Genomic DNA, 21,913 nt, shown 5'->3' with positions numbered 1-21,913 from the left:
TTCATTTATTTCACTGATAAATAAAGAAGATTCAACCATACCAATTATATTTTTTGGAAAAGAATCCAAATTACTAAATGAACAAGACCCGGTAAAAATGGTAAAAAAAGAAAAAGTTTACTAATCTTCCCATCGTGTCACCACGCCAGTGCAAACCGTTGCCCAAATAGACACTTTTAAAGAATATAGTTGACAGTTTGGCAAATACCAGTTAGGAAATAAGCACACTCAAGAAAAGGAGATGCTGCAATGGTAGAGCGAGAGCAAAAGGATGTTTTATGGTTTGATGAATTACATCGCCAGGATGTAGACCTCGTTGGTGGTAAGTCGTCCTCTCTCGGGGAGCTAACCTCGGCGACCCAGATCCCGGTACCGTACGGTTTTGCGACAACGACCTATGCTTACAAGGCATTTATGACGGCAACTGGTTTGAACGAACAAATCAACCAGTTGCTGGCGACAATCAAGGACTATGAGGATACTGATGAATTGCATACGGTGTGTGCCAATATCCGCTCACTGATTGTCAATGCGGAAATGCCAACCGAGCTAGCAACGACGATTAAGAAAGCTTACCAGCAGTTGGCGGTCAAGATGGGGCAAACGGACCCCTTCGTGGCGGTGCGGTCCAGTGCCACCGCTGAGGACCTTCCAAATGCGTCGTTTGCTGGTCAACAGGAAACCTACCTCAACGTTCAGGGAGCCGACCTGGTTGTTAAGAAGGTCCAGGAGTGCTACTCATCGCTCTTTACTGACCGGGCAACTTACTACCGGCATAAGCAGCATTTCCCTCACGAAAAGGTGGCCCTATCAGCCGCAATCCAGATGATGGTCTTCTCTAAAGCAGCGGGAATCATGTTCTCAGTTAATGTGGCAAACGGGAATGACCAGCAGATGGTAATCGACGCCATCTGGGGCCTGGGTGAATACATCGTCCTGGGCAAGGTGACCCCGGACCACTACGTCATCGATAAGGATAGCGGGGAGATTATTGACCGGACAATTACTAACAAGCCCGTTGAACTTCTGCAAAGTCCCGGCGGTGGCACCTTTGAACAGGAAGTACCAGCCGACCGCGCTAGCCAGCCTGCCCTTACCGACGACCAGGTCAAAGAGCTTGCCGGTTACGCCAAGCAGATTGAAAAGCACTATGGCTGTTACATGGACATGGAATTTGCCCTCGACCGACCAACCAACAAGTTATGGCTAGTGCAGGCCCGTCCAGAAACGGTGTGGTCGAATAAGAAAAAAGAAAAGAAGGAAACGGGGGAGAAAATGATGAAGGATGCCCAGCCAATTCTAAAGGGATTACCAGCCAGCCCTGGTTTAGCCAGTGGGAAGGTTCACGTAATTGCCGACCCAGCAGACATTGATAATTTCAAAGATGACGAGGTCCTGGTGACCCAAATGACGTCCCCGGACTGGGTTCCCGCGATGAAGAAGGCGGCCGCCATTATTACTAATAACGGGGGGATGACCTGTCACGCGGCAATTGTTTCGCGGGAAATGCAGATTCCATGCTTGGTAGGGACCGCCGCTTGTGGGACCGCGGCGATGGATGTCCTCCATGACGGTGACCAGGTAACGGTGGATGCCAAAAACGGGGTTGTCTATACTGGGGACCTCACGAAGGAACTGGCACCAAAGGAGCAAATATCTACGACACCTGCAGCGGCAGTCGAATACTTTGCCCCGACAGCTACCCGGGTAATGATGAACCTGGGTGACCCCGACCTTGCTAAACGGTATGCTAGTCAGCCGGCGGACGGGATTGGCCTGATGCGGGAAGAATTCATCTGGACAACCACCATTCATGAACACCCCCTCTACCTAATCAAGACGGGGCATCCGGAAAAGGTTGTCAATGGCCTTGCCGCCGGAATTGCGAAGGTTGCCCGGGCGATGGCGCCCCGGCCAATGATCCTCCGCTTCTCGGACTTTAAGTCCGGTGAGTACCGCCACTTAAAGGGTGGCGAAGAGTTTGAACCGCATGAACCTGCCGACCTCCTCGGCTGGCGGGGAGCGGCTCGCTACTACGATCCTCACTTCATCAAAGCGTTCAAACTCGAACTGGCGGCGGTGAAGAAGGTCCGGACAGAACTCGGCCTGACCAACTTAAACGTCATGATTCCCTTTGTCCGGACGGTCGATGAAATGGCCAAGATAACTGAATTAATGGCTGAAAATGGTCTGAAGCGAAGTGCTGACTTCAAGGTTTACATGATGGCGGAGATCCCATCCAACATTATCTTGGCGGACCAGTTCAACCGCTACGTTGATGGTTACTCGATTGGTTCTAACGACTTGTCGATGCTGATCCTTGGCTGTGATCGCAATAACGACAACGTTTCGCCACTGTTCGATGAACGGAACTTAGCAGTCAAGCGGGCCATCTTCCACCTCATCACGGTTGCCCACCGCGATGGCAAGACGGTTTCAATTTGTGGCCAGTCCCCTTCGGAATATCCAGAATTTACTGAGTTCCTGATTCGTAGCGGGATCGACTGCGTATCCGTCAATCCAGATATGGTCAAGGAAACTAAGAAAAACGTGGCCCACTTTGAGCAACGGCTCCTCCTTGACCAGGCGACTGGTCGTGGCCGGCAATTAGATAGTGAAATTAACTGGTAAGACAGAAGAAAGGAAAATAAAAATGCAAATTTATGTTGATGCTCATGCTGAACACGATGGAAATGGAACCAAGCAATTACCATTCAAACGCATCCAGGAAGCAGCTGCCATTGCCCGTCCCGGAGACCTCGTTAAGGTAATGCCCGGTGTTTACCGGGAAAGCGTTGATCCGCATTTTGCGGGGACTAAGGATAAGCCTATCCTTTACCAAGCGGTGAAGCAGAACTTAACGATTATCACTGGTGCCGAAAAGGTTGACGACTGGGAACCGGTCGGGGTCGATGTTTGGCGGACCGTGATTGCTAACCAGCGTTTCGGTAAGTATAACCCCTACACGATCCATGTTCAGACAGATAGTGACTTCCAACATACCGGGGAAGTCTTCTTGAACAACCGGGCCCTTTACGAGGTCGATAGCCTAGCTAAAGTTAAGGCACCGCAGATGGGCGCAATCGACCAAAATCCAGACCGTCAGTATGTTTGGTACACATGTCAGGACCAGAAGATGAACACGACGGTCATCTATGCCAACTTCCAGGGGAAGGACCCCAACCGGTCAAACGTGGAGGTAACCTTCCGTGAGACCTGTTTCTACCCCCAGCAAGCACAGGTTGACTTTTTGGTACTCTCCGGCTTCACCTTGACCAAGGCAGCCAGTCAGTGGGCCGGGGCCGACTACAACAAGGCGGTTGTTGGGACTAACCATGCCCAAGGCTGGAAGATCTTGAACTGCAACATTTCCCACGCTAAGTGTGCCGGGATCTCACTCGGACGCTACCCAGTAGTGCCAGCTGATGAGGAGCTGAAGGGTCACCCGATTAAGCATTACATTAAGAACAACCGGATCTTTGACTGCGGCCAAGCCGGGGTCCTGGGCGTTGACGGTAACCCAGCACCAGCGATTGAACATAACCACTTCTTCCGCATCAATACCCGCTTCAACCTTGTTGGCGAAACTGTCAGCGCCATTAACCTGCTTCCGGCAATTGGTGCCCAGATCCTGCGGAACTGCATCCACGATTGCACACGGGGAATCTGGCTGGGCGGCCGGGTAGAAAAGACGCAGATTAGTCGGAACCTGATGTACAACAACAGCCTACCCGGTAACTTCAAACTAACCAACAAGAATCAGCAGGACCTGCTGGCCCGCTTGGGTGAGGATATTCAGGTAGAAAATTCGGTGGGGCTGACGACCATTGATAATAACTTCCTCCTGTCAGACTGTGCCCTTCGCCTGGAAAGTTATGAAATCCTGCTGACGCACAACCTTATTAACGGACGAGTTGCCTGGCAGTCCAACCAGGCTGAGCAGGCCGGTGACCCGCTTTACCACCGTATCAACCAGGGGGACGTGCAAAATAAGTTGACCTCCTACTTTTACAACAATCTCTTTGTTAAGAAGGAGTTGCGTTCGGCGATGAAGGCACTGATTGGTAAACAGGCCGATCAACACCATGAAAAGCTGAGGCAAGCAGAAGGACCAAATGAGTTCTTCGCCACCCGAGATAACCAACTGGTCCGGCTCAATGCCAACAAGGAGGGGAACTGCTTTGTTGGTGCTACGCGGCCGGTCAAACTGGTGGTTGAGAACCGGCGGCGGGGCTTCTTCTTAAAGGGCGACCTAAGTCAAGCGTTAACCGAAGACAGTTGCCGCCTTCTCACCATGGCGGGCCAGAAGTCAGCGCGGACCATTGATACTGACTTCGCTGGCCACCACCGGGAAGGCTACCGGGTAACCCCAGGTCCTTTAGACCGTAAGGCTGAATACACGTCCTGCCTGTTTCGGGCAATGGCCTAACTGAAGGAGAACAAAATGCGCAAACCATTTATTATCGCAAACTGGAAAATGCATAAGAACATTGAAGAATCAGTCGCCTTTATTAACCAGATTAAGGCGGCCCTCCCCCAAGTGGCAGATGAAGAAGTGGGGATTGCGGCCCAGGCGGTAGCCCTGTCGAGCATGAAACAGACCGCCCAGGGTACCAGCCTCCAAATCATTGCCCAGAATGCTGCCAGTGAACTGGCGGGACCGTATACAGGCGAAATCAGTGCCCGTTCCTTGGCAGATGCTGGGGCATCCTATGTCATGCTGGGGCACTTGGAACGCCGGCGCTTGTTTCATGAGGACAACCAGATTATCAACCAGAAGGTCCGGTCAGCGCTGACGACGGGAATCACCCCAATTATCTGCACTGATGACAAGATGGTCCAGGCGGAGGTCAACGGGGAAATTCACTACGTTTTTGACCAGCTGAAGGGGGTATTAAAGGGCGTGGACCCGGCCCACCTGCAAAAGATTGTCCTTTCCTATGAACCGAGTTGGGCAGTCGGAAGCAGCCAAACCGCGAATCCCAAAGTTGCTCAGCAGGGCTGTCATCGGATTCGGCAAACCGTTGCTAACTTATATGGTAGCCTGCTCGCTGACCAGGTGCGGATTCTTTACGGGGGAAGCGTAAACCCACAAAATATTGGTACCATCATGGCCCAACCGGACGTGGATGGCGCTCTGATTGGTCGTGCTAGTTTGCGGCCTGATGACTTCTTGGAAATGGTGAACTGGCAACAACCAGTTACAAATGTGATGTAAGAAAGGAAATAACATAATGGCATACTTTGATAATGGTAACAAGATTTTTGCGGACGCCCGGGCAAAGCACTACGCGGTAGGGGCCTACAATATAAATAATTTGGAGTGGACCCGGGCAATTTTACGAGCCGCAAACGAAACTAAGACGCCCGTCCTGGTCCAGGTATCCATGGGGGCGGCAAAGTACATGGGTGGCTTTAAGTTTGTCCGTGACATGGTTGCCGACCAGATGGACGCGATGGACATTACGGTCCCGGTAATTTTGAACCTTGATCACGGTGACTATGACGCGGCCATGAAATGTATTGAACTCGGTTATTCCTCAGTGATGTATGATGGACATAAGTTACCAGTAAAGGAGAACTATGCGCGGACAAAGGAGGTTGTCCATGCAGCCCACCAGCGAGGAATTTCCGTCGAGGCCGAGATTGGTAAGGTTGGTGAGAACCAGGACACCAACAGTGGGGAACTGGCCTCAGTAGAGGATGCCCGGGCGTTTGCTGACCTGGGGGTTGATAAGCTGGCGTGTGGGATTGGTAATATCCATGGAATCTATCCCGCTGGCTGGCGGGGGCTGGACTTTAACCGCCTCGCTGCCATTGCGGATGCTGTTGACATCCCCCTTGTCCTGCATGGCGGCTCAGGAATCCCCAAGGAACAGGTTCAAAAGGCAATTTCAATGGGAATTGCAAAGGTGAATATCAACACTGAGTTCCAGTTGGCCTTTCAAGATGCCACCCGGGCCTATATTGAGGCGGCCCGCGACCTTGACAAGGACCACAAGGGATATGACCCGCGGAAGTTGCTCTTACCGGGGACGGAAGCAATTACCAATAAGATGAAGGAAATGATCGAGTGGCTGGGGACCCCCGCGGTCGCTTAATCAACTTGTGGAGGAAGAATAACGATGGCAACAACTGTATATTTTATTCGACACGGGGAGACCTACTTTAATCGCTTTGCCCGGCTCCAGGGGTGGTCAGATACCCCATTGACCGCTAAGGGACACGATGACGCGGTCAAAATCGCCAAGGTGCTGGCACCATTGAAGATTGACTACTTCTTTTCCAGTGATTTGAAGCGGGCGATTGACACCGCCCAAATCATAATTGACCAGCTTAAATTCCCTAATATCAGTCACCCAACGCAGAAAAAATGCTTTCGGGAGGTCTTCTACGGGTCATTCGAAGGGCACAGTAATGAAGAGGGGGCAATTTGGGCCAGTTACCTCGGCGGCAAACGGTTCCGCCGGATTGGTGATTTAGTGGATGAGTTTGGGGTCAAGAAGGCCCATGATCTTCTCAAGCAGGCCGACCCGGCCCATCTGGCGGAGGATAGTGCCGAATTGGACCACCGGGTAGGGCAGATGCTCGATCTCTTCGCGTCTTTACCGCCAGACAGTAATGTCGTTGTCGCCAGTCATGGTTCAATCATCCAGTACCTGGCAACGGTGTTTGGTGATCGGGACCAGTACGAAAACCCCGCTAACGGGGCCTTAATGAAGTTAATTATCGAAGACCATAACGCATGCGTGGCGGGCTATAATCAGTTCGCAATATAATAAAAAAGCGGGAAGGAAACCTTTTCAGATTTCCTTCCCGCTTATCTTTTCCAGTTTAGTAATCAGATTACTTCAAGCTGGAGTTGTTTTCCATGATTCCGTCAAGCAGACCGTAGTCAACCGCTTCTTGAGCAGTTAAGTAGTGGTCACGTTCGGTATCACGGTTGATCTTTTCAATTGGTTGACCAGAATTCTTTGCCAAGATGCCGTTAATCATCTTCCGGGTCTTCAGAATTTCGGTTGCCGCAATTTCAATTTCAGTTTGTTGACCTTGAGCACCACCAGATGGTTGGTGAATCAAGACTTGGGAGTGTGGTAAGCCAAACCGCTTACCCTTTGTTCCGGATGAAACCAGTACACTGGCCATTGAAGCCGCCATCCCGATAACGATCGTTTGCACATCTGACTTGATGAAGTTCATCGTGTCGTAGATGGCCATTCCGGAAGTAACAACACCACCAGGTGAGTTAATGTATAAGTAAATGTCTTTAGTTGAGTCTTGCGCATCCAAGAAGAGGAGCTGCGCAACAATTGAGTTTGCCATGTCGTCTTCGATTGGACCAGAAAGCATGATGATCCGGTCCTTCAGAAGCCGTGAGTAGATATCATAGGCACGTTCGCCACGTGAAGACTGCTCAATGACAGTTGGAACTAAGTTCATATTGTGGCCTCCTTGTTAATTAGCACTCGTTAGCAACAGTTGCTAACTGATATTAATACTATACTCGATTGGTCAAAAAAGGTCAAATAATTTGCCACCTATTTATGCTGACCGCTAATATTATGCCATCTTTACCCATAATAAGGAAGAAAGATGGTCGTCCTTTACCAAATGATAATAAAAAAAGCTGGCCAACGCGGGCCAGCTGCTGATCTTTATTAGTCCTTATTGATATCAGCGCATAACAGGTTCAATTCGGCGTTCGCACTTTGGTGGTCAAGGGCCTTCCAATCAGTGGTGGTTACAAAAACATTTAATTCATTAGTGTTAGTCATAATAAAATCCTCCTGGAGCAGTTAGTTATTTTTGTTCGCTCTTTAAGTTCATTTAGAATAGTACACTAAATTGGTCTGATTTACAATGCTTAATATATCAATATTTTTGGAATCATTTTCTAAATTGGTCTAGGCAACCTGGTTGAAGCATTGTCTGGTAAGGGTTGCCGTTGCTGAAAAATTAATGTTTACTGAAGAGAAAATTTACTACTAGGGGTCATAATTTCACCAGGACTTGCTTTTTATACTGCAGCCCGGTATAATTGGAACGTTAATTCATTTACGAACACAATAAGGAGGCATATAGCTATGCGTAAAGCACACCCATACGGCGTACAAGGCCGTCGCCCAGTTGCTCCTAAGTACAAGCGAGCATTAAAAGAAAAGAAGATTGAAGCTATTCGTAAGTGGGCTAAGGAAAAGCCAGCTGAAGAAAAGTAATCTTACTATAAAAAGGCAGCACGTTTTGGCGTGCTGCCTTTTTTGTTTACCTTTTGCAAAACAAAAAAGCTGGCGGGAAATTATTCCCGTCAGCTTTTCTTAAATAAAAAATGCGCCCCCCGAGAGTCGAACTCGGATCTCGAGAACCGGAATCTCACGTGCGATCCATTACACTAAGGGCGCGTCAACGAATATTATAATATCCCATCACATATTAAATTGCAAGTATTATTTGAATTTTTTAATCAAGATAACGTTTTCACAAGAAAAAAGCAAATTTCTGAGGTGATTGAATAGACAATTCCAAACAAGATGAGTATTATTAAGAGCGTAAGGTTTTGTACCTTGTTTGACGAAATGTGGTGGTGATTTCAACCACTAATTTCGTTAGATGAGACACTTATTATGTTTTTCCTAAAGGAGGAATTTGCAGTATGACTGTAAAAATTGGTATTAATGGTTTCGGCCGTATCGGTCGTTTAGCATTCCGTCGTATTCACGAACTCAACACTGATGACATCGAAGTTGTTGCTATCAACGACTTGACTTCACCAGAAATGTTGGCTTACTTACTCAAGTACGACTCTACCCAAGGTCGGTTCAATGGTGAAGTTTCATCCACTGACAAGGGTATCGTTGTTGACGGTAAGGAATACCCTGTATACGCAGAACGTGACGCACGTAACATCCCTTGGGTAAAGAACGACGGTGTTGACTTTGTCCTTGAATGTACTGGTTTCTACACTTCTGCAGAAAAGTCACAAGCTCACTTGGATGCCGGCGCAAAGCGTGTTCTGATTTCCGCACCTGCTGGTAACATCCCAACTGTTGTTCCTGGTGTTAACCTGGACACCCTTACTGCTGACGACAAGATCGTTTCAGCTGGTTCTTGCACGACTAGTTGCCTTGCTCCAATGGCATACTTCCTTAACAAGAACTTCGGTATCAAGGTTGGTACTATGACTACTATCCACGCTTACACTGGTAGCCAAGCTGTTCTTGACCAACCACGTGGTAAGAAGTTCCGTAACAACCGTGCCGCAGCTATTAACACTATTCCTCACTCAAGTGGTGCTGCTAAGGCTATCGGCCTGGTTATCCCTGAATTGAACGGTAAGCTTTCTGGTCACGCACAACGTGTTGCCGTTCCTACTGGTTCTTTGACTGAACTTGTTTCTGTTCTGAACAAGAAGGTCACTGTTGACCAAGTTAACGACGCTATGAAGGAAGCTACTAAGAACAACCCTGCTTACGGTTACACTGAAGACCCAATCGTATCTAGTGATATCATTGGTTCTACCTTCGGTTCTGTATTTGACCCATCTCAAACTGAAATTATGGAAGGCGAAGATGGTACTCAATTAGTTAAGACCGTTGCATGGTACGACAACGAAAACGGCTTTACTAGCAACATGATTCGGACCCTGCTTCACTTTGCTGAACTCTAATCCGACATTTAGCTAAAAGTACTAAACAAAAGGTGGGAGGAGGAAACTCCAACCACTTTTTTTCTTAAAGGAGGAGCTAATAAACATGGCTAAACTTACTGTTGAAGATTTACCATTAGAAGGTAAAAAAGTATTAATGCGTGTTGACTTTAACGTGCCAATCAAGGATGGCGTTGTTGGCGACGACAACCGGATCGTAGCTGCTTTGCCAACGATCAAGTACGTCATTGAACACGGCGGTCGGGCAATCCTTTTCTCCCACTTAGGTCGGGTTAAGAAGGAAGAAGACAAGCCAGGTCTGTCAATGCGTCCAGTTGCTGAACGGCTTTCCAACCTGCTGAACAAGCCGGTTACCTTTGTTCCCGTAACTGAAGGTAAGCAACTCGAAGATGCCATTAACAACATGAACAATGGTGATGTTCTGCTGGTTCAAAACACCCGTTACGAAGATGTTAAGGATGGCGAATACGTCAAGCGCGAATCCGGTAACGACCCTGAATTAGGCAAGTACTGGGCTTCTCTCGGTGACGTCTTCATCAACGATGCCTTTGGTACTGCCCACCGGAAGCACGCTTCCAACGTCGGAATTGCCACTAACATGCCTGGTAAGGCTGCTGCTGGTTACCTGATGGAAAAGGAAATCAAGTTCTTAGGTGACGCTGTCGACAACCCACAACGTCCATTCGTTGCCATCCTCGGTGGTGCCAAGGTTTCCGACAAGATTGGTGTTATTGACCACCTGCTGGACAAGGCGGACAAGATCATCATCGGTGGTGGGATGGCTTACACCTTCTACGCTGCCAAGGGAATTAAGATTGGTAACTCCTTAGTTGAAAAGGACAAGATTGACGTTGCTAAGGAAATCCTGGACAAGGCTGGCGACAAGCTGGTACTGCCAATCGATAACGTTGTCGCTGACAAGTTCAACAACGACGCCGACACCAAGGTTGTTGAAGGCGACATTGACGATGGTTGGATGGCCCTTGACATTGGTCCTAAGACGATCAAGCAGTACGAAGACGTTTTGAAGGACGCTAAGACGGTTGTTTGGAACGGCCCAATGGGTGTCTTCGAAATGCCTAACTTTGCTAAGGGAACACTGGAAATCGGTAAGTTCCTTGGTACCCTGGATGACGCAACCACCATTGTCGGTGGTGGGGACTCCACCGCTGCCGTAAAGCAATTGGGTGTTGCTGACAAGTTGACCCACATTTCCACTGGTGGTGGTGCTTCACTGACCTACCTCGAAGGGAAGACTTTGCCAGGAATTGCCGCAATTTCTGAAAAATAATTGACTAGACTAAGGGGCCGCACTGGTCGCTTAGGTTGATAAACGGGGTTCCATCGCTGATGCAAAAGCGGTGGGACCCGTTTGTGTAATTAACAATGGTAAAGCGGGGGCCCGCTGCCCAGGGGCTGACCATCCATTAAATAGGGGGAATTTTATGCGTATTCCGATTATTGCCGGTAACTGGAAAATGAACAAAACCGTTGATGAGGCCGTTGCGTTCGTTAAAGAGATTAAGGATCAGCTGCCGCCCGCTGCCCAGTTGCAAACGGCCCTGGCGGCACCGACCCTGTGCCTGATGCCAATGATGCATGCCGCAGCTGGCTCGCCACTGAAGTTGATGGCTGAAAACTGCTTCTACAAGAATGCCGGCGCCTATACAGGGGAGACAAGTCCCTTTGCCCTTTACCAGGCCGGAATTCACCACGTTATCCTTGGCCACTCTGAGCGCCGGAAGTACTTCCATGAAGACGATGAGTTGATTAATAAAAAGGTGAAAGCGGCCCTTGACAATGGCCTCTGCCCGATTGTCTGCTGTGATGACACAATGGGAAGGCGAATTGCCAAGGACGACAAGGTCCATTGGGTTGTCGGTCGGATCCTTGCCGACTTAAAGGGGTTAAGCCCCAACGACATTCGTAAAGTTACCGTTGCCTATGAGCCCAGCTGGGCAATTGGTAGTGGCCAGAGTGCCGATCCTGACCAGGCGGAGGAGGGCTGCTACCTGATTCGCCAAACGATCAGCGACATGTACGGTGATGCGGTGGCCGATGACGTCCGGATCCTTTATGGGGGAAGTGTCACTCCTGAAAACACTAGCGCGCTGATGGCAACCGCCGACATTGACGGTGTCCTGGTCGGTGCGGATAGCCTGGACGCGAAAACTTTTTTAGAAATAGTTAACCATTAAATGCTTGTTTTTAGTTGTGCAAAATAATACAATGTTAATGAAGTAGCGCGATAGCTATCGAATTTAAGACAGAGGAGAGATTCATCAAATGTCACTTATTACAGATATTTATGCACGTGAAGTTCTTGATTCACGTGGTAACCCAACCGTTGAAGCTGAAGTTTACACTGAAGCTGGCGGTGTTGGCCGTGGAATTGTTCCATCAGGTGCTTCCACTGGTGAACACGAAGCTGTTGAACTTCGTGACGGCGACAAGAACCGTTTTGGCGGCAAGGGTGTACTGAAGGCCGTTGCTAATGTTAACGACATCATTGCTAAGGAAATCGTGGGGATGGAAGTTACTGACCAAATCGCCATCGACAAGGCAATGATTAAGTTAGACGGTACTCCTAACAAGGGTAAGCTTGGTGCCAACGCTATCTTGGCCGTTTCATTAGCTGCTGCACGGGCCGCTGCTGATGAATTGCAAGTACCTCTTTACAACTACCTTGGTGGTTTCAATGCGCACGTATTGCCAACACCAATGATGAACGTTATCAACGGTGGTGCCCACTCCGATAACAAGGTTGACTTCCAAGAATTCATGATCATGCCAGTTGGTGCACCAACTGTTCGTGAAGCCATTCGTTGGGGCTCCGAAACTTTCCACGCCCTGAAGAAGGAATTGGAAGACGCTGGTAAGGTAACCTCTGTTGGTGACGAAGGTGGATTTGCTCCTGACTTTGCTAACAACGCTGAACCATTCGAATACCTGATCAAGGCTATCAAGGATGCCGGTTACAAGCCAGGTAAGGACATTGCCATTGCCTTTGACGTGGCTGCTTCTGAACTGTGGGACGACGACACCAAGAAGTACAAGCTTCGTTGGTCCACTGGTGAAGAATACACCACTGAAGAATGGATCAAGTACCTGTCCGGTATCATTGAAAAGTACCCAATCGTTTCTGTCGAAGACCCAATTGACGAAAACAACTGGGATGACTGGGTAACCCTGACCAAGGAACTTGGTAAGAAGGTTCAATTAGTTGGTGATGACTTCTTCGTAACCAACACGGACTACCTGAAGAAGGGTATTAAGATGGGCGCTGCTAACTCCATCCTGATCAAGCTGAACCAAATCGGTACTTTGACTGAGACTGTTGAAGCTATCGAAATGGCTAAGGAAGCCGGCTACACGGCCATCGTTTCCCACCGTTCTGGTGAAACTGAAGATACCACGATTGCTGACCTGGTTGTTGCTACTAACGCCGGCCAAATTAAGACTGGTTCCATGAGCCGGACTGACCGTCTTGCTAAGTACAACCAATTGATGCGGATCGAAGACAACCTTGGCGATGTTGCTCAATACAAGGGCATTCACTCCTTCTACAACCTGAGTGAACAAGCTCGTCAAGACATCGAAAACCGTTAATTTAATAATAATTAACCATTGAATAGGTCCCCATCCCGGGAATTTTACCGGGGAGGGGACCTATTGTATTTTAAAAACGTGCGGATAAAATTGATGAAACCGCTTCGTTTTACCCTGACCTGCGCTATAATGTTAGGGAATGGTCATTAAGACCAACAGAGGAGGAGAAATATGGCCAAAGAGATTAAGGGAATTGCTGCCAGCGAGGGAATCGGGATTGCCCCAGTTTACCGCCTGGTGGAACCTGACCTACATTACCAAAAGCGGCGGGTCAATAATACCCTGACAGAATACAAGCGGGTGTTACAGGCATTTAACGAATCCACCGATGAATTACGGCGCATTAAGAAAAACGCCCGCGGAAGACTCTCTGACGAAGACCTCCAAGTATTCGATGCCCATATTGCTATTCTTGCGGACCCCGAGCTACTGGGCCAGGTCAAGCAGCTGATTGACCAGCAACAACTGTGCGCCGAAGAGGCGGTTGACCAGGTAACTAGCCGCTTTGCCCAGACCATGGTCCAGATGACCGACCCTTACTTTAAGGAACGGGCTGGTGACGTTAAGGACGTTGCTAAACGAGCCATGGCCAACTTGATGGGCAAGAAGCTCCCGGACATTTCAACAATCAATCATCCGGTAATCCTTGTCGCTCATGAAGTGACCCCCTCTGATACTTCGCAGATGGATAAGAAATTTATTAAGGGGATCGTCACGGATGTTGGTGGCCGGACAAGCCACGCCGCAATCATGGCCCGGACACTGCGGATCCCAGCGGTGGTCGGGACAGAGCACGCGGCCGAGTTAACCCGGGATGGCCAACTAATGGTCGTTGATGGTCTCCGCGGGGTGGCCTTTGTCGAACCAACCCAGGATAAGGTCACGAGCTACCGGGATAAGGCCCACGAATTAACAGAAGAGCGGCAAAACTGGGCCCAGCTGGTTAACGCCCCGTCCGTCTCGAAAAACGGCCAGCGCTTCGCCATTGAGGCGAACATTGGTAACCCTGATGATGTCGCAGATGCTACCCGGCAGGGGGCCGATGGGGTTGGCCTCTTCCGGTCGGAATTCCTCTACATGGGGAGTGACCATATGCCCACCGAAGAAGAGCAGTTTACTGCATACCGTCAAGCGGTGACCGGAATGGGGGGCAAACCCGTTGTGGTGCGGACCCTTGATATTGGGGGCGACAAGCCATTGCCATACCTTCCTCTACCACGGGAGATGAACCCCTTCTTGGGCTACCGGGCCATCCGGATTAGCCTCAAGCATCCCGATATGTTTAAAACCCAACTACGGGCCCTGATCCGGGCGTCCCAGTTTGGGCCCCTCTCCATCATGTTCCCGATGATTGGAACGATTGCTGAACTGCGGGCGGCAGAAAAGATCTTCAATGAGTGCCGGTCAGAGCTCCAGGCGGACCAGCCGGGACTCGGTGACGACATCAAGTTGGGAATGATGATTGAGGTTCCGCTAGCGGCAATCAATGCCGACCAGTTTGCAAAGGAAGTTGACTTTTTTAGCATCGGGACGAATGACCTGATCCAGTATAGCTTTGCTGCCGACCGGGGAAACGATGCGGTGGCAGACCTCTACCAGCCACTTAATCCAGCTTTTTTAGGGGTAATTCAACACGTGATCGACGCCGGTCACCGTCACAATACCAAGGTCGCGATGTGTGGTGAGATGGCTGGTGACCGTCTGGCACTGCCATTGTTAATGGGGATGGGACTGGACGAATACTCCATGTCCGCTTCCTCAATTCTCCGGACCCGGATGATGATGAGTAAACTCGATACACAGAAGTGCAGTGACCTGGTTAATGAGGCGGTTAATAACTGCGTCACCAATGAGGAAGTTGAGCAGCTGGTCCGTGACCGGCTGGCCAACAACTAGGCGAATAAAAATGATAATTACAGCTAGTGAAGCTAATTTAAATTAGTTTCACCAGCTGTTTTCTTTTTTTAATAAAGTGATAGCTGAAATTTCTCCTAATAAGTTAAAAAATGATGAGAAAAATATAGAAAATCACGGGAAACTATAATATACTTTGTAACTGTTAAGTGATTACGGAAGGGAATCGATTAGTATGAAGAATTCAGCACCAAAGTTGCGTCGGTCGATGACTGCCGGCCAAATGGAAATGATTTCACTTGGTGGTGCCATCGGGGTCGGCCTGTTTATGGGGGCCACTTCCACAATCAAGTGGACGGGACCGTCTGTTCTGCTGGCGTATGCCTTTGTTGGTTTAATCTTGTATATCGTGATGCGGGCACTCGGCGAGATGATTTATATCAACCCCGGGACCGGGTCATTTGCCGATTACGCAACCGAGTACGTTCACCCCTTAGCCGGTTACATCGCCAAGTGGGCGAACGTCTTCGAATACATTGTCGTTGGGATGTCGGAAGTGGTGGCCGCCACGGAATACCTTAAATACTGGTGGCCACACATGCACACCTGGATTGCCGGAATTGTCATTATTGTTTTCTTGGTTTTAGCCAACCTTGCCAGTGCAAAGGCCTATGGTTCACTGGAGTTCTGGTTTGCGATGATCAAGGTGATCACAATCATCTTTATGATTATCCTCGGCTTCTTGGTAATTTTCTTTGGCTTCGGTAACGGTGGCAGACCAACTGGCTTCAGCAACCTCTGGTCCCACGGTGGCTTCTTCACCGGTGGGGTGAGCGGGTTCTTCTTCTCCATGTCAATCATTGTTGGCTCATACGAAGGAATCGAACTGTTGGGGATTTCCGCTGGTGAAGTTGCCAACCCCCAAAAGGCAATTGTTAAGTCCGTTAAGTCCGTCTTGTTCCGGATCCTGATTTTCTACATTGGGGCAATTTTCGTAATTGTCACAATTTACCCGTGGAACAAGCTGAGCAGCGTTGGTTCACCATTCGTTTCTACCTTTGCCAAGGTGGGAATTACCGCGGCTGCTTCCATTATTAACTTTGTTGTGCTGACGGCGGCGCTCTCGGGAGCTAACTCAGGAATCTACAGCTCCAGCCGAATGCTCTTTAAGCTGGCCCACGAAGGGGATGCGCCAAGCATCTTTGGTCGTCTTTCCAAGCGGGTCGTTCCGGATGCCGCTATCCTAGGAATTTCTGGTGGGATCCTGATTGGCTTTATCATTGACATCATTGCGTCCATCTACAGCAAGTCCACGGCAGACATGTTCGTGATTGTCTTCAGTTCATCCGTTCTTCCGGGGATGATTCCGTGGTTTGTCATCCTGCTGGCGGAACTGCGCTTCCGGCACAACAACCCCGACTTGATGACGGACCACCCCTTTAAACTGCCACTATACCCATTCTCGAACTACTTCGCCTTTATCATGTTGATCGTCATTGTGGTCTTCATGTTCATCAACCCGGATACCCGGGTATCGGTCATTGTGGGGGCAGTGGTTCTCATCCTGGCAGTCCTGATTTACCTCTTGCGGCATGGCTTGAGCCGGGAAAAGGCTTAAAAATTTAGACTAAGGAGCACTAGTATAATGACGGTGCTCTTTTTTATTTGCGGGGGCGTGGCACTTGGCCGCTTTTGTAGTACAATATCCTTTAGCTTATTCTGAAAGGACCTATTTATGAACAGAGGAGAATTTATTCATCGTCATAACCAGCTCGTCCAGGTTTTGCGCGCCATCTTAATTGGCCTTTTGACGGGCCTCGTGGTTAGCGTCTTTCGCCTATCCATCCAACACTTGCTGGGCTTTGTCACGGTTAGTTTCCGCTACTTTCACCACCACCCAACGGGGCTGATTTGGTGGGCACTGGCTTCCGTGATTTTGGCTCTAATCCTGGGAATCATGACCCAACGTTACCCGAATATCAAGGGGTCCGGGATTCCGCAGATTGAGGGGCAGTTGACTAGTCAGTTTGACGAAAAATGGTGGCCGGTCCTCTGGCGAAAGTTCATCGGGGGAATCCTGGCGATTGGGTCCGGGCTCTACCTCGGTCGGGAAGGACCGTCAATCCAACTCGGGGCCGCAGTTGGCCAGGGGTTGGCCGAGAGCTTCCACGCTGGCAAGCTAAACCGCCAGCTGGGGATTGCCAGTGGGGCCGCTGCCGGTTTGGCCGCTGCCTTTAACGCCCCGATTGCCAGCACGATCTTTATCTTGGAGGAGGTTTACCACAACTTTTCGCCTTTGATTTGGCTGGCGACCTTTGTCAGTTCCCTGTGCTCCAACATGGTGTCGATGACCTTCTTTGGCTTGCGGCCGGTATTAGCGGTGCCCTATCACCACATGCTACCGACGGGCCTCTATTGGCAGCTGGTCGTCCTTGGCCTGGTACTGGGCCTGTTAGGGCGTTTCTACCAGGTGATCATTTTGAACCTTGATAAGTGGACCGGGAAGCTGAAGTGGGTTCCCCCTTACGCGTATCCCGTATTACCGTTTCTGTTAGTCATGCCGGTTGCCTGGTACTTCCCGCTCACCCTGGGTGGGGGGAACCAGCTGATCACCGGGCTGACCAACCTCCCGTTTTCGTTGAGCCTATTTGTCGGACTTTTCGTCCTCCGCTTTGTCTTTTCAATGATTAGTTATAGCTCACAGCTTCCCGGGGGAATCTTTTTACCGATCCTGACCCTGGGAGCTGTACTGGGGGCCGTCTACTGTGCTTTGATGGTTCGCTTGGGCTTGCTGCCGGTTCGCTACCTACCGAACTTTATTATTTACGCGATGGCTGGTTACTTTGCCTGCATCAGTAAGGCCCCCTTTACCGCCATTTTGCTGATTACGGAAATGGTTGGCTCACTGGCCCACCTGATGCCCCTGGCAATCGTGGCCATGGTCGCTTACCTGGTTGTTGATGGCCTTCATGGGGAGCCGGTTTATACCGCAATGTTCAATAACTTTATCGGTAAGCACACCCCTGCTGTTCAACACGAGGTTGAGATGTCAGTGACGATTTACGCGGGATCCAGCCTGGACGGTAAGAAAATTGCCGACTTTGTTTGGCCGTACTCGAGTATCGTCACGACCATCTACCGGGGTGAAGAGCGGATTATTCCGAATGGCCAGACGGTTCTTGCTGCCGGTGACACAATCATCGTTCACGCCGTCCAAACAAATAATAACCAGGCCTATAAACGGATCAGCCGGGCGGCGCACTATGCGAATGTATAGAAATCACGGTTGTAATATGATATGATATTAGAGATATAGCCGGTATAAATTAGGAGGAAGATCCTTGTATAATACTTTAATGACAATCTTTTTAATTGTATGTGTAATCATGATTGCATGTGTAATGATGCAACCAGCTAAAAACGATAACGATGCGATGTCTGCCTTGACTGGTGGTGCCGGTGATCTTTTCTCCCGGCGCAAGGCCCGGGGATTTGAAGCCGTCATGCAAATTGTGACCACAATCTGTGGGGCACTTTTCTTCATCTTGGCGCTTGCCTTAGTTTACGTATCGTCACATTAGGTTTTCTAAGTTTGTGCCTCCTGGAGCAGTTTCAGGGGGCCTTTTTATTAAGAAGTGGGGATGGTGAGATGAAGACCTATACTGGTGAAACCTTCTTCTTTCCGCACAGCGGGAAGAAGGGAGTGATCCTGCTGCATGCCTACACGGGTAATAGCAACGACGTCCGGATGCTTGGTCGGCAGCTTAACTGGGCTGGCTACACGGTCTGTGCACCACTTTTTACGGGACACGGGGGCGATCCCCGCGAGATCCTCAAAAAGGGGAGCCCGGCTGACTGGCAGGATGATACCCGGATGGCTATTTTCCACCTGCGGGACACGGGGGTGGACCAGATTGCCATCTTTGGCCTTTCACTAGGGGGCCTACTGGCAACGTGGGCCTTAGAAGAGGACCCGTCCTTACTTGGTGGGGGTGTTTTTGCCTCACCAATAACAACCTGGGGAGATTCAAATGTTCCCCAATATTTTCCGACACTCGCCGAAAAGTACTACCGGCGGGTACATACAGAGCCGGAATTGATTAGTGAACGGTTAGCATGTCTTAATGAGCGGTTACCCGCCCAGCTCAATGATATTAAAAAGCTTGCCCGTCAACTGGCCGTCAACCTTAACCGGATTCACCGGCCGTTTTTTATTGCCCAGGGCGGTAAGGACGAAATGATTGACCCCAATTCAGGGGCCCAGCTCCGTGACCGTTTACTTGCCCAGGGGACACCAGTTGACTTTCACTACTATCCGGATGCCACCCACTTACTAACCGTAAATTCAGCACACCGTCAGCTCTTTAGCGACGTTGAAAACTATTTGAATAATTTATTTGAGGTAACAAATGACAATCAACAATAAGACGAAATTAAAAGACAATATTCTCGATTTCCTGACGAAGAACGCCGGAATCAGTTACTCCGCTGAGCGGATTGCGCACGCGCTCGATATGGATAATGCCGAGCAATTCACGCCAATCGTCCAGACCCTTGCCCAGCTTGAACGGGATAAGAAGGTCCGGGTAACCGATAAGGGCGAGTTTGAGGCGGTTATTAAACAAGAACCGATTACGGGGACGTTCCATGGAAACGACAAGGGCTTCGGCTTCGTAGAATACGACCCCGACTTGCCTGACATGTTTATTAATCCCGACCACACCTTGCATGCCCTTAATGGCGACCAGGTGGAAGTCAAGGCCTTGAAGGCCGGTGACCCCGCAGCGGGCCAGGGCCCAGAAGCAATGGTTACCAAGATCCTGGAACACAACTACGAACGGGTCGTGGGTGAATTCAAGCAGGAAACCGTTGGTAACTACATCGGTGAGATCCTCTTGAAGGATAAGAAACTAAGTCAGTTCCGCTTCTTTGTCACTGACAAGGGTCTCAAGCCCATGGACGGCGAGGTCGTGACCGCGACCGTTGAGACCTATCCCGACGACGAGTCACCCCAGGTCCTCACCGGGGCCGTTACAGAGGTAATCGGGAACAAGGATGAACCGGGAATTGATATTCTCTCGGTTATCTATGCTCATGATGTTCCCCATGAATTTCCTAAGGAAGCAATGGAGCAGGCAAATAAAATTCCGTTGCACGTTCTGCCCGAAGAAAAGAAGGGGCGCAAGGACATTACCAACCAGCCCCTGGTAACCATTGATGCCATTGAGTCCAAGGATTTGGACGATGCTGTCGTTGCTTGGAAGCTTGATAACGGTAACTACCACCTTGGGGTTCATATTGCGGACGTCAGCCACTATGTTCAACCGGGGACCCCGCTCGACAAGGAAGCCTTCAATCGGGGGACATCGGTTTACCTGACGGACCGGGTCGTCCCGATGCTGCCGAAGCGCCTGTCCAATGGTATTTGTTCCTTAAACCCGGGTGAAGAGCGGCTCTCAATGAGTTGTGAAATGGAAATCAACGACCAAGGGAAGATTGTTAAGCACCGCATTTTCCCCAGTGTCATGAAATCTCATGCCCGGATGACCTACAAGGCCGTTAACCGGATCCTGGAAGCCCATGACCAAAAGACAATTAACCGCTACAAGGACCTCGTGCCAATGTTTGAAACCATGGCAGAACTTCACAAGATTCTTTTGAAGAATCGGAAACGGCGGGGGGCAATTGACTTTGAAGCGCCGGAAGCAAAGATTATTGTTGATGATAAGGGGCACCCAATTGACATCCAGCTCCGTGAACGGGGACTGGCTGAACGGATGATTGAATCATTCATGTTGGCGGCCAATGAAACGGTTGCCCACCACTACTTTGATGAGCACGTTCCCTTCCTTTACCGAATCCACGAGGCCCCGGATAAGGACCGGATTAAGTCGTTTGTTGACTTCTTGAGTGTCTTTGGGATCAACGTCCATGGTGACGTGAACAATGTTAAGCCCAAGATGCTGCAAAACGTCCTGAAAGACGTTGCCGGAAAGCCGGAAGAGCAGATGGTTCAGGTAACGATGCTGCGGAGTATGCAACAGGCCAAGTACTCTGACGAGGAACTGGGGCACTTTGGCCTGGGCGCTAAGTATTACACCCACTTTACGTCGCCAATTCGGCGGTACCCGGATGACACGGTTCACCGGCTGATAAAGTGGTATGCCCAACACGGTAAGGGTGAAAAGGCCAAGGCTGCTTGGCGCGATAAGTTGCCAGAGATTGCTGAACACACGTCCGTCACCGAGCGGCGGGGAATTGACACCGAGCGGGATGTCGACAGCATGAAGAAGGCTGAGTACATGGAAGACCATGTTGGTGAAACCTTCGATGCCGTGGTCAGCTCCGTCATGAAGTTCGGCCTCTTTGTTCAACTGGAAAACACCGTTGAAGGACTCATCCACATTAGCGTGATGACGGATGACTACTATGAATACTCCGAAAAACACATGGCTTTGATTGGGCGCAAGACCCACCGGATCTTCCAAATCGGTCAACCGGTAAAGGTTAAGTTACTGCGGGTTGACAAGGACCTGCGGGAAATCGACTTTGAGCTGGTTAACCCGCAGGACGCACCGAAGACCAAGATTCGGGTTCCCCACGAACACGACAACCGTCGTCGCGGAAACCGGAACCGGCGGCGGGGCAACCATGGTCACGTTAAGCGCCATGATCATAACCAGCACAATGGGCACGTTAATAACCGGCAGATTAACCGGGGGCAAACGCGTCACCACAATAATTCACGCGACCACCATTCACAAGGGCGGCGCCATTAAAATTAAC

General features: G+C 49.8%; 17 protein-coding genes and 1 tRNA gene. 16 read left to right on the top strand and 2 right to left on the bottom strand.

The genetic code is table 11. The features are described 5' to 3' along the window. The first annotated feature begins 249 nt into the window (after positions 1–249). The 5 genes from ppsA to FD32_RS01615 are packed head-to-tail and all read left to right on the top strand — an operon-like array spanning position 250 to position 6,779. Positions 250–2,631, top strand: a complete 2,382-nt coding sequence (ppsA, locus tag FD32_RS01635; protein ID WP_056962091.1) for a phosphoenolpyruvate synthase — start codon at positions 250–252, stop codon at positions 2,629–2,631. Between the two features lie 22 nt (positions 2,632–2,653). Continuing rightward, the gene (locus tag FD32_RS01630; RefSeq protein ID WP_047769327.1) at positions 2,654–4,429 is read left to right on the top strand and encodes a right-handed parallel beta-helix repeat-containing protein; all 1,776 of its coding nucleotides are present in this window, start codon (positions 2,654–2,656) and stop codon (positions 4,427–4,429) included. A gap of 15 nt (positions 4,430–4,444) precedes the next feature. Next, positions 4,445–5,218, top strand: coding sequence for a triose-phosphate isomerase (tpiA, locus tag FD32_RS01625; protein ID WP_047769329.1), 774 nt, complete (start codon positions 4,445–4,447; stop codon positions 5,216–5,218). A gap of 16 nt (positions 5,219–5,234) precedes the next feature. Then, positions 5,235–6,101, top strand: a complete 867-nt coding sequence (gene fba / locus FD32_RS01620; RefSeq protein ID WP_047769332.1) for a class II fructose-1,6-bisphosphate aldolase — start codon at positions 5,235–5,237, stop codon at positions 6,099–6,101. 24 nt (positions 6,102–6,125) lie between these two features. Beyond that, positions 6,126–6,779, top strand: a complete 654-nt coding sequence (locus FD32_RS01615) for a histidine phosphatase family protein (RefSeq protein WP_047769334.1) — start codon at positions 6,126–6,128, stop codon at positions 6,777–6,779. A 67-nt stretch (positions 6,780–6,846) separates the two neighbouring features. On the opposite strand, the gene clpP is transcribed toward FD32_RS01615, so the two are convergent. Next, the gene (gene clpP, locus FD32_RS01610; protein WP_047769336.1) at positions 6,847–7,440 is read right to left on the bottom strand and encodes an ATP-dependent Clp endopeptidase proteolytic subunit ClpP; all 594 of its coding nucleotides are present in this window, start codon (positions 7,438–7,440) and stop codon (positions 6,847–6,849) included. A gap of 644 nt (positions 7,441–8,084) precedes the next feature. Here clpP and FD32_RS10400 point away from each other — a divergent pair. Beyond that, complete coding sequence (locus FD32_RS10400; protein ID WP_261313294.1) at positions 8,085–8,216, top strand: hypothetical protein; 132 nt, start codon at positions 8,085–8,087, stop codon at positions 8,214–8,216. A gap of 111 nt (positions 8,217–8,327) precedes the next feature. Here the strand turns inward: FD32_RS10400 and FD32_RS01605 are convergent. Beyond that, positions 8,328–8,399, bottom strand: a tRNA-Arg gene (locus FD32_RS01605). A 251-nt stretch (positions 8,400–8,650) separates the two neighbouring features. On the opposite strand from FD32_RS01605, the gene gap reads away from it, so the two are divergent. From gap to rnr, 10 genes are all read left to right on the top strand, one after another. Continuing rightward, positions 8,651–9,664, top strand: a complete 1,014-nt coding sequence (gene gap / locus FD32_RS01600) for a type I glyceraldehyde-3-phosphate dehydrogenase (RefSeq protein WP_047769338.1) — start codon at positions 8,651–8,653, stop codon at positions 9,662–9,664. An 85-nt stretch (positions 9,665–9,749) separates the two neighbouring features. Next, complete coding sequence (locus FD32_RS01595) at positions 9,750–10,955, top strand: phosphoglycerate kinase (protein ID WP_047769340.1); 1,206 nt, start codon at positions 9,750–9,752, stop codon at positions 10,953–10,955. Between the two features lie 154 nt (positions 10,956–11,109). Then, positions 11,110–11,862 carry a triose-phosphate isomerase gene (tpiA, locus tag FD32_RS01590; RefSeq protein ID WP_047769342.1) on the top strand — a complete coding sequence of 251 codons (753 nt, stop codon included), beginning with the start codon at positions 11,110–11,112 and terminating at the stop codon, positions 11,860–11,862. Positions 11,863–11,950: 88 nt separating this feature from the next. After that, complete coding sequence (gene eno / locus FD32_RS01585; protein WP_047769344.1) at positions 11,951–13,273, top strand: phosphopyruvate hydratase; 1,323 nt, start codon at positions 11,951–11,953, stop codon at positions 13,271–13,273. A gap of 171 nt (positions 13,274–13,444) precedes the next feature. Beyond that, positions 13,445–15,169: a phosphoenolpyruvate--protein phosphotransferase gene (gene ptsP / locus FD32_RS01580; RefSeq protein ID WP_047769346.1), complete on the top strand. Its 1,725-nt coding sequence runs from the start codon at positions 13,445–13,447 to the stop codon at positions 15,167–15,169. A 193-nt stretch (positions 15,170–15,362) separates the two neighbouring features. Next, positions 15,363–16,745: an amino acid permease gene (locus FD32_RS01575; protein ID WP_047769347.1), complete on the top strand. Its 1,383-nt coding sequence runs from the start codon at positions 15,363–15,365 to the stop codon at positions 16,743–16,745. 117 nt (positions 16,746–16,862) lie between these two features. Continuing rightward, entirely contained in the window at positions 16,863–18,404 is a 1,542-nt protein-coding gene (locus FD32_RS01570) for a ClC family H(+)/Cl(-) exchange transporter (RefSeq protein ID WP_047769349.1), read from the top strand. 64 nt (positions 18,405–18,468) lie between these two features. Continuing rightward, positions 18,469–18,708, top strand: a complete 240-nt coding sequence (gene secG / locus FD32_RS01565; protein ID WP_047769351.1) for a preprotein translocase subunit SecG — start codon at positions 18,469–18,471, stop codon at positions 18,706–18,708. Positions 18,709–18,776: 68 nt separating this feature from the next. Then, positions 18,777–19,553 (top strand): alpha/beta hydrolase, encoded by a 777-nt coding sequence (locus tag FD32_RS01560; RefSeq protein WP_047769354.1) that lies wholly within the window; start codon positions 18,777–18,779, stop codon positions 19,551–19,553. After that, positions 19,537–21,906 (top strand): ribonuclease R, encoded by a 2,370-nt coding sequence (gene rnr / locus FD32_RS01555; protein WP_047769356.1) that lies wholly within the window; start codon positions 19,537–19,539, stop codon positions 21,904–21,906. Before FD32_RS01560 ends, rnr begins: the two co-directional genes overlap by 17 nt. Positions 21,907–21,913: the final 7 nt, after the last annotated feature.

Source organism: Limosilactobacillus panis DSM 6035 (assembly GCF_001435935.1).
Lineage (GTDB): Bacteria > Bacillota > Bacilli > Lactobacillales > Lactobacillaceae > Limosilactobacillus > Limosilactobacillus panis.
The sequence above is the reverse complement of the archived record's forward strand: the minus strand, read 5'-3'. Positions and strand labels throughout refer to the sequence as shown.

What these genes read in the sequence shown, in the direction of transcription:
- clpP (WP_047769336.1), bottom strand. Translation starts at nt 7,440, where the DNA reads ATGAACTTAGTTCCAACTGTCATTGAGCAGTCTTCACGTGGCGAACGT.
- FD32_RS01560 (WP_047769354.1), top strand. Translation starts at nt 18,777, where the DNA reads ATGAAGACCTATACTGGTGAAACCTTCTTCTTTCCGCACAGCGGGAAG.
- ptsP (WP_047769346.1), top strand. Translation starts at nt 13,445, where the DNA reads ATGGCCAAAGAGATTAAGGGAATTGCTGCCAGCGAGGGAATCGGGATT.
- FD32_RS01595 (WP_047769340.1), top strand. Translation starts at nt 9,750, where the DNA reads ATGGCTAAACTTACTGTTGAAGATTTACCATTAGAAGGTAAAAAAGTA.
- tpiA (WP_047769342.1), top strand. Translation starts at nt 11,110, where the DNA reads ATGCGTATTCCGATTATTGCCGGTAACTGGAAAATGAACAAAACCGTT.
- tpiA (WP_047769329.1), top strand. Translation starts at nt 4,445, where the DNA reads ATGCGCAAACCATTTATTATCGCAAACTGGAAAATGCATAAGAACATT.
- rnr (WP_047769356.1), top strand. Translation starts at nt 19,537, where the DNA reads ATGACAATCAACAATAAGACGAAATTAAAAGACAATATTCTCGATTTC.
- FD32_RS10400 (WP_261313294.1), top strand. Translation starts at nt 8,085, where the DNA reads ATGCGTAAAGCACACCCATACGGCGTACAAGGCCGTCGCCCAGTTGCT.
- FD32_RS01575 (WP_047769347.1), top strand. Translation starts at nt 15,363, where the DNA reads ATGAAGAATTCAGCACCAAAGTTGCGTCGGTCGATGACTGCCGGCCAA.
- FD32_RS01615 (WP_047769334.1), top strand. Translation starts at nt 6,126, where the DNA reads ATGGCAACAACTGTATATTTTATTCGACACGGGGAGACCTACTTTAAT.
- eno (WP_047769344.1), top strand. Translation starts at nt 11,951, where the DNA reads ATGTCACTTATTACAGATATTTATGCACGTGAAGTTCTTGATTCACGT.
- FD32_RS01630 (WP_047769327.1), top strand. Translation starts at nt 2,654, where the DNA reads ATGCAAATTTATGTTGATGCTCATGCTGAACACGATGGAAATGGAACC.
- ppsA (WP_056962091.1), top strand. Translation starts at nt 250, where the DNA reads ATGGTAGAGCGAGAGCAAAAGGATGTTTTATGGTTTGATGAATTACAT.
- gap (WP_047769338.1), top strand. Translation starts at nt 8,651, where the DNA reads ATGACTGTAAAAATTGGTATTAATGGTTTCGGCCGTATCGGTCGTTTA.
- fba (WP_047769332.1), top strand. Translation starts at nt 5,235, where the DNA reads ATGGCATACTTTGATAATGGTAACAAGATTTTTGCGGACGCCCGGGCA.
- FD32_RS01570 (WP_047769349.1), top strand. Translation starts at nt 16,863, where the DNA reads ATGAACAGAGGAGAATTTATTCATCGTCATAACCAGCTCGTCCAGGTT.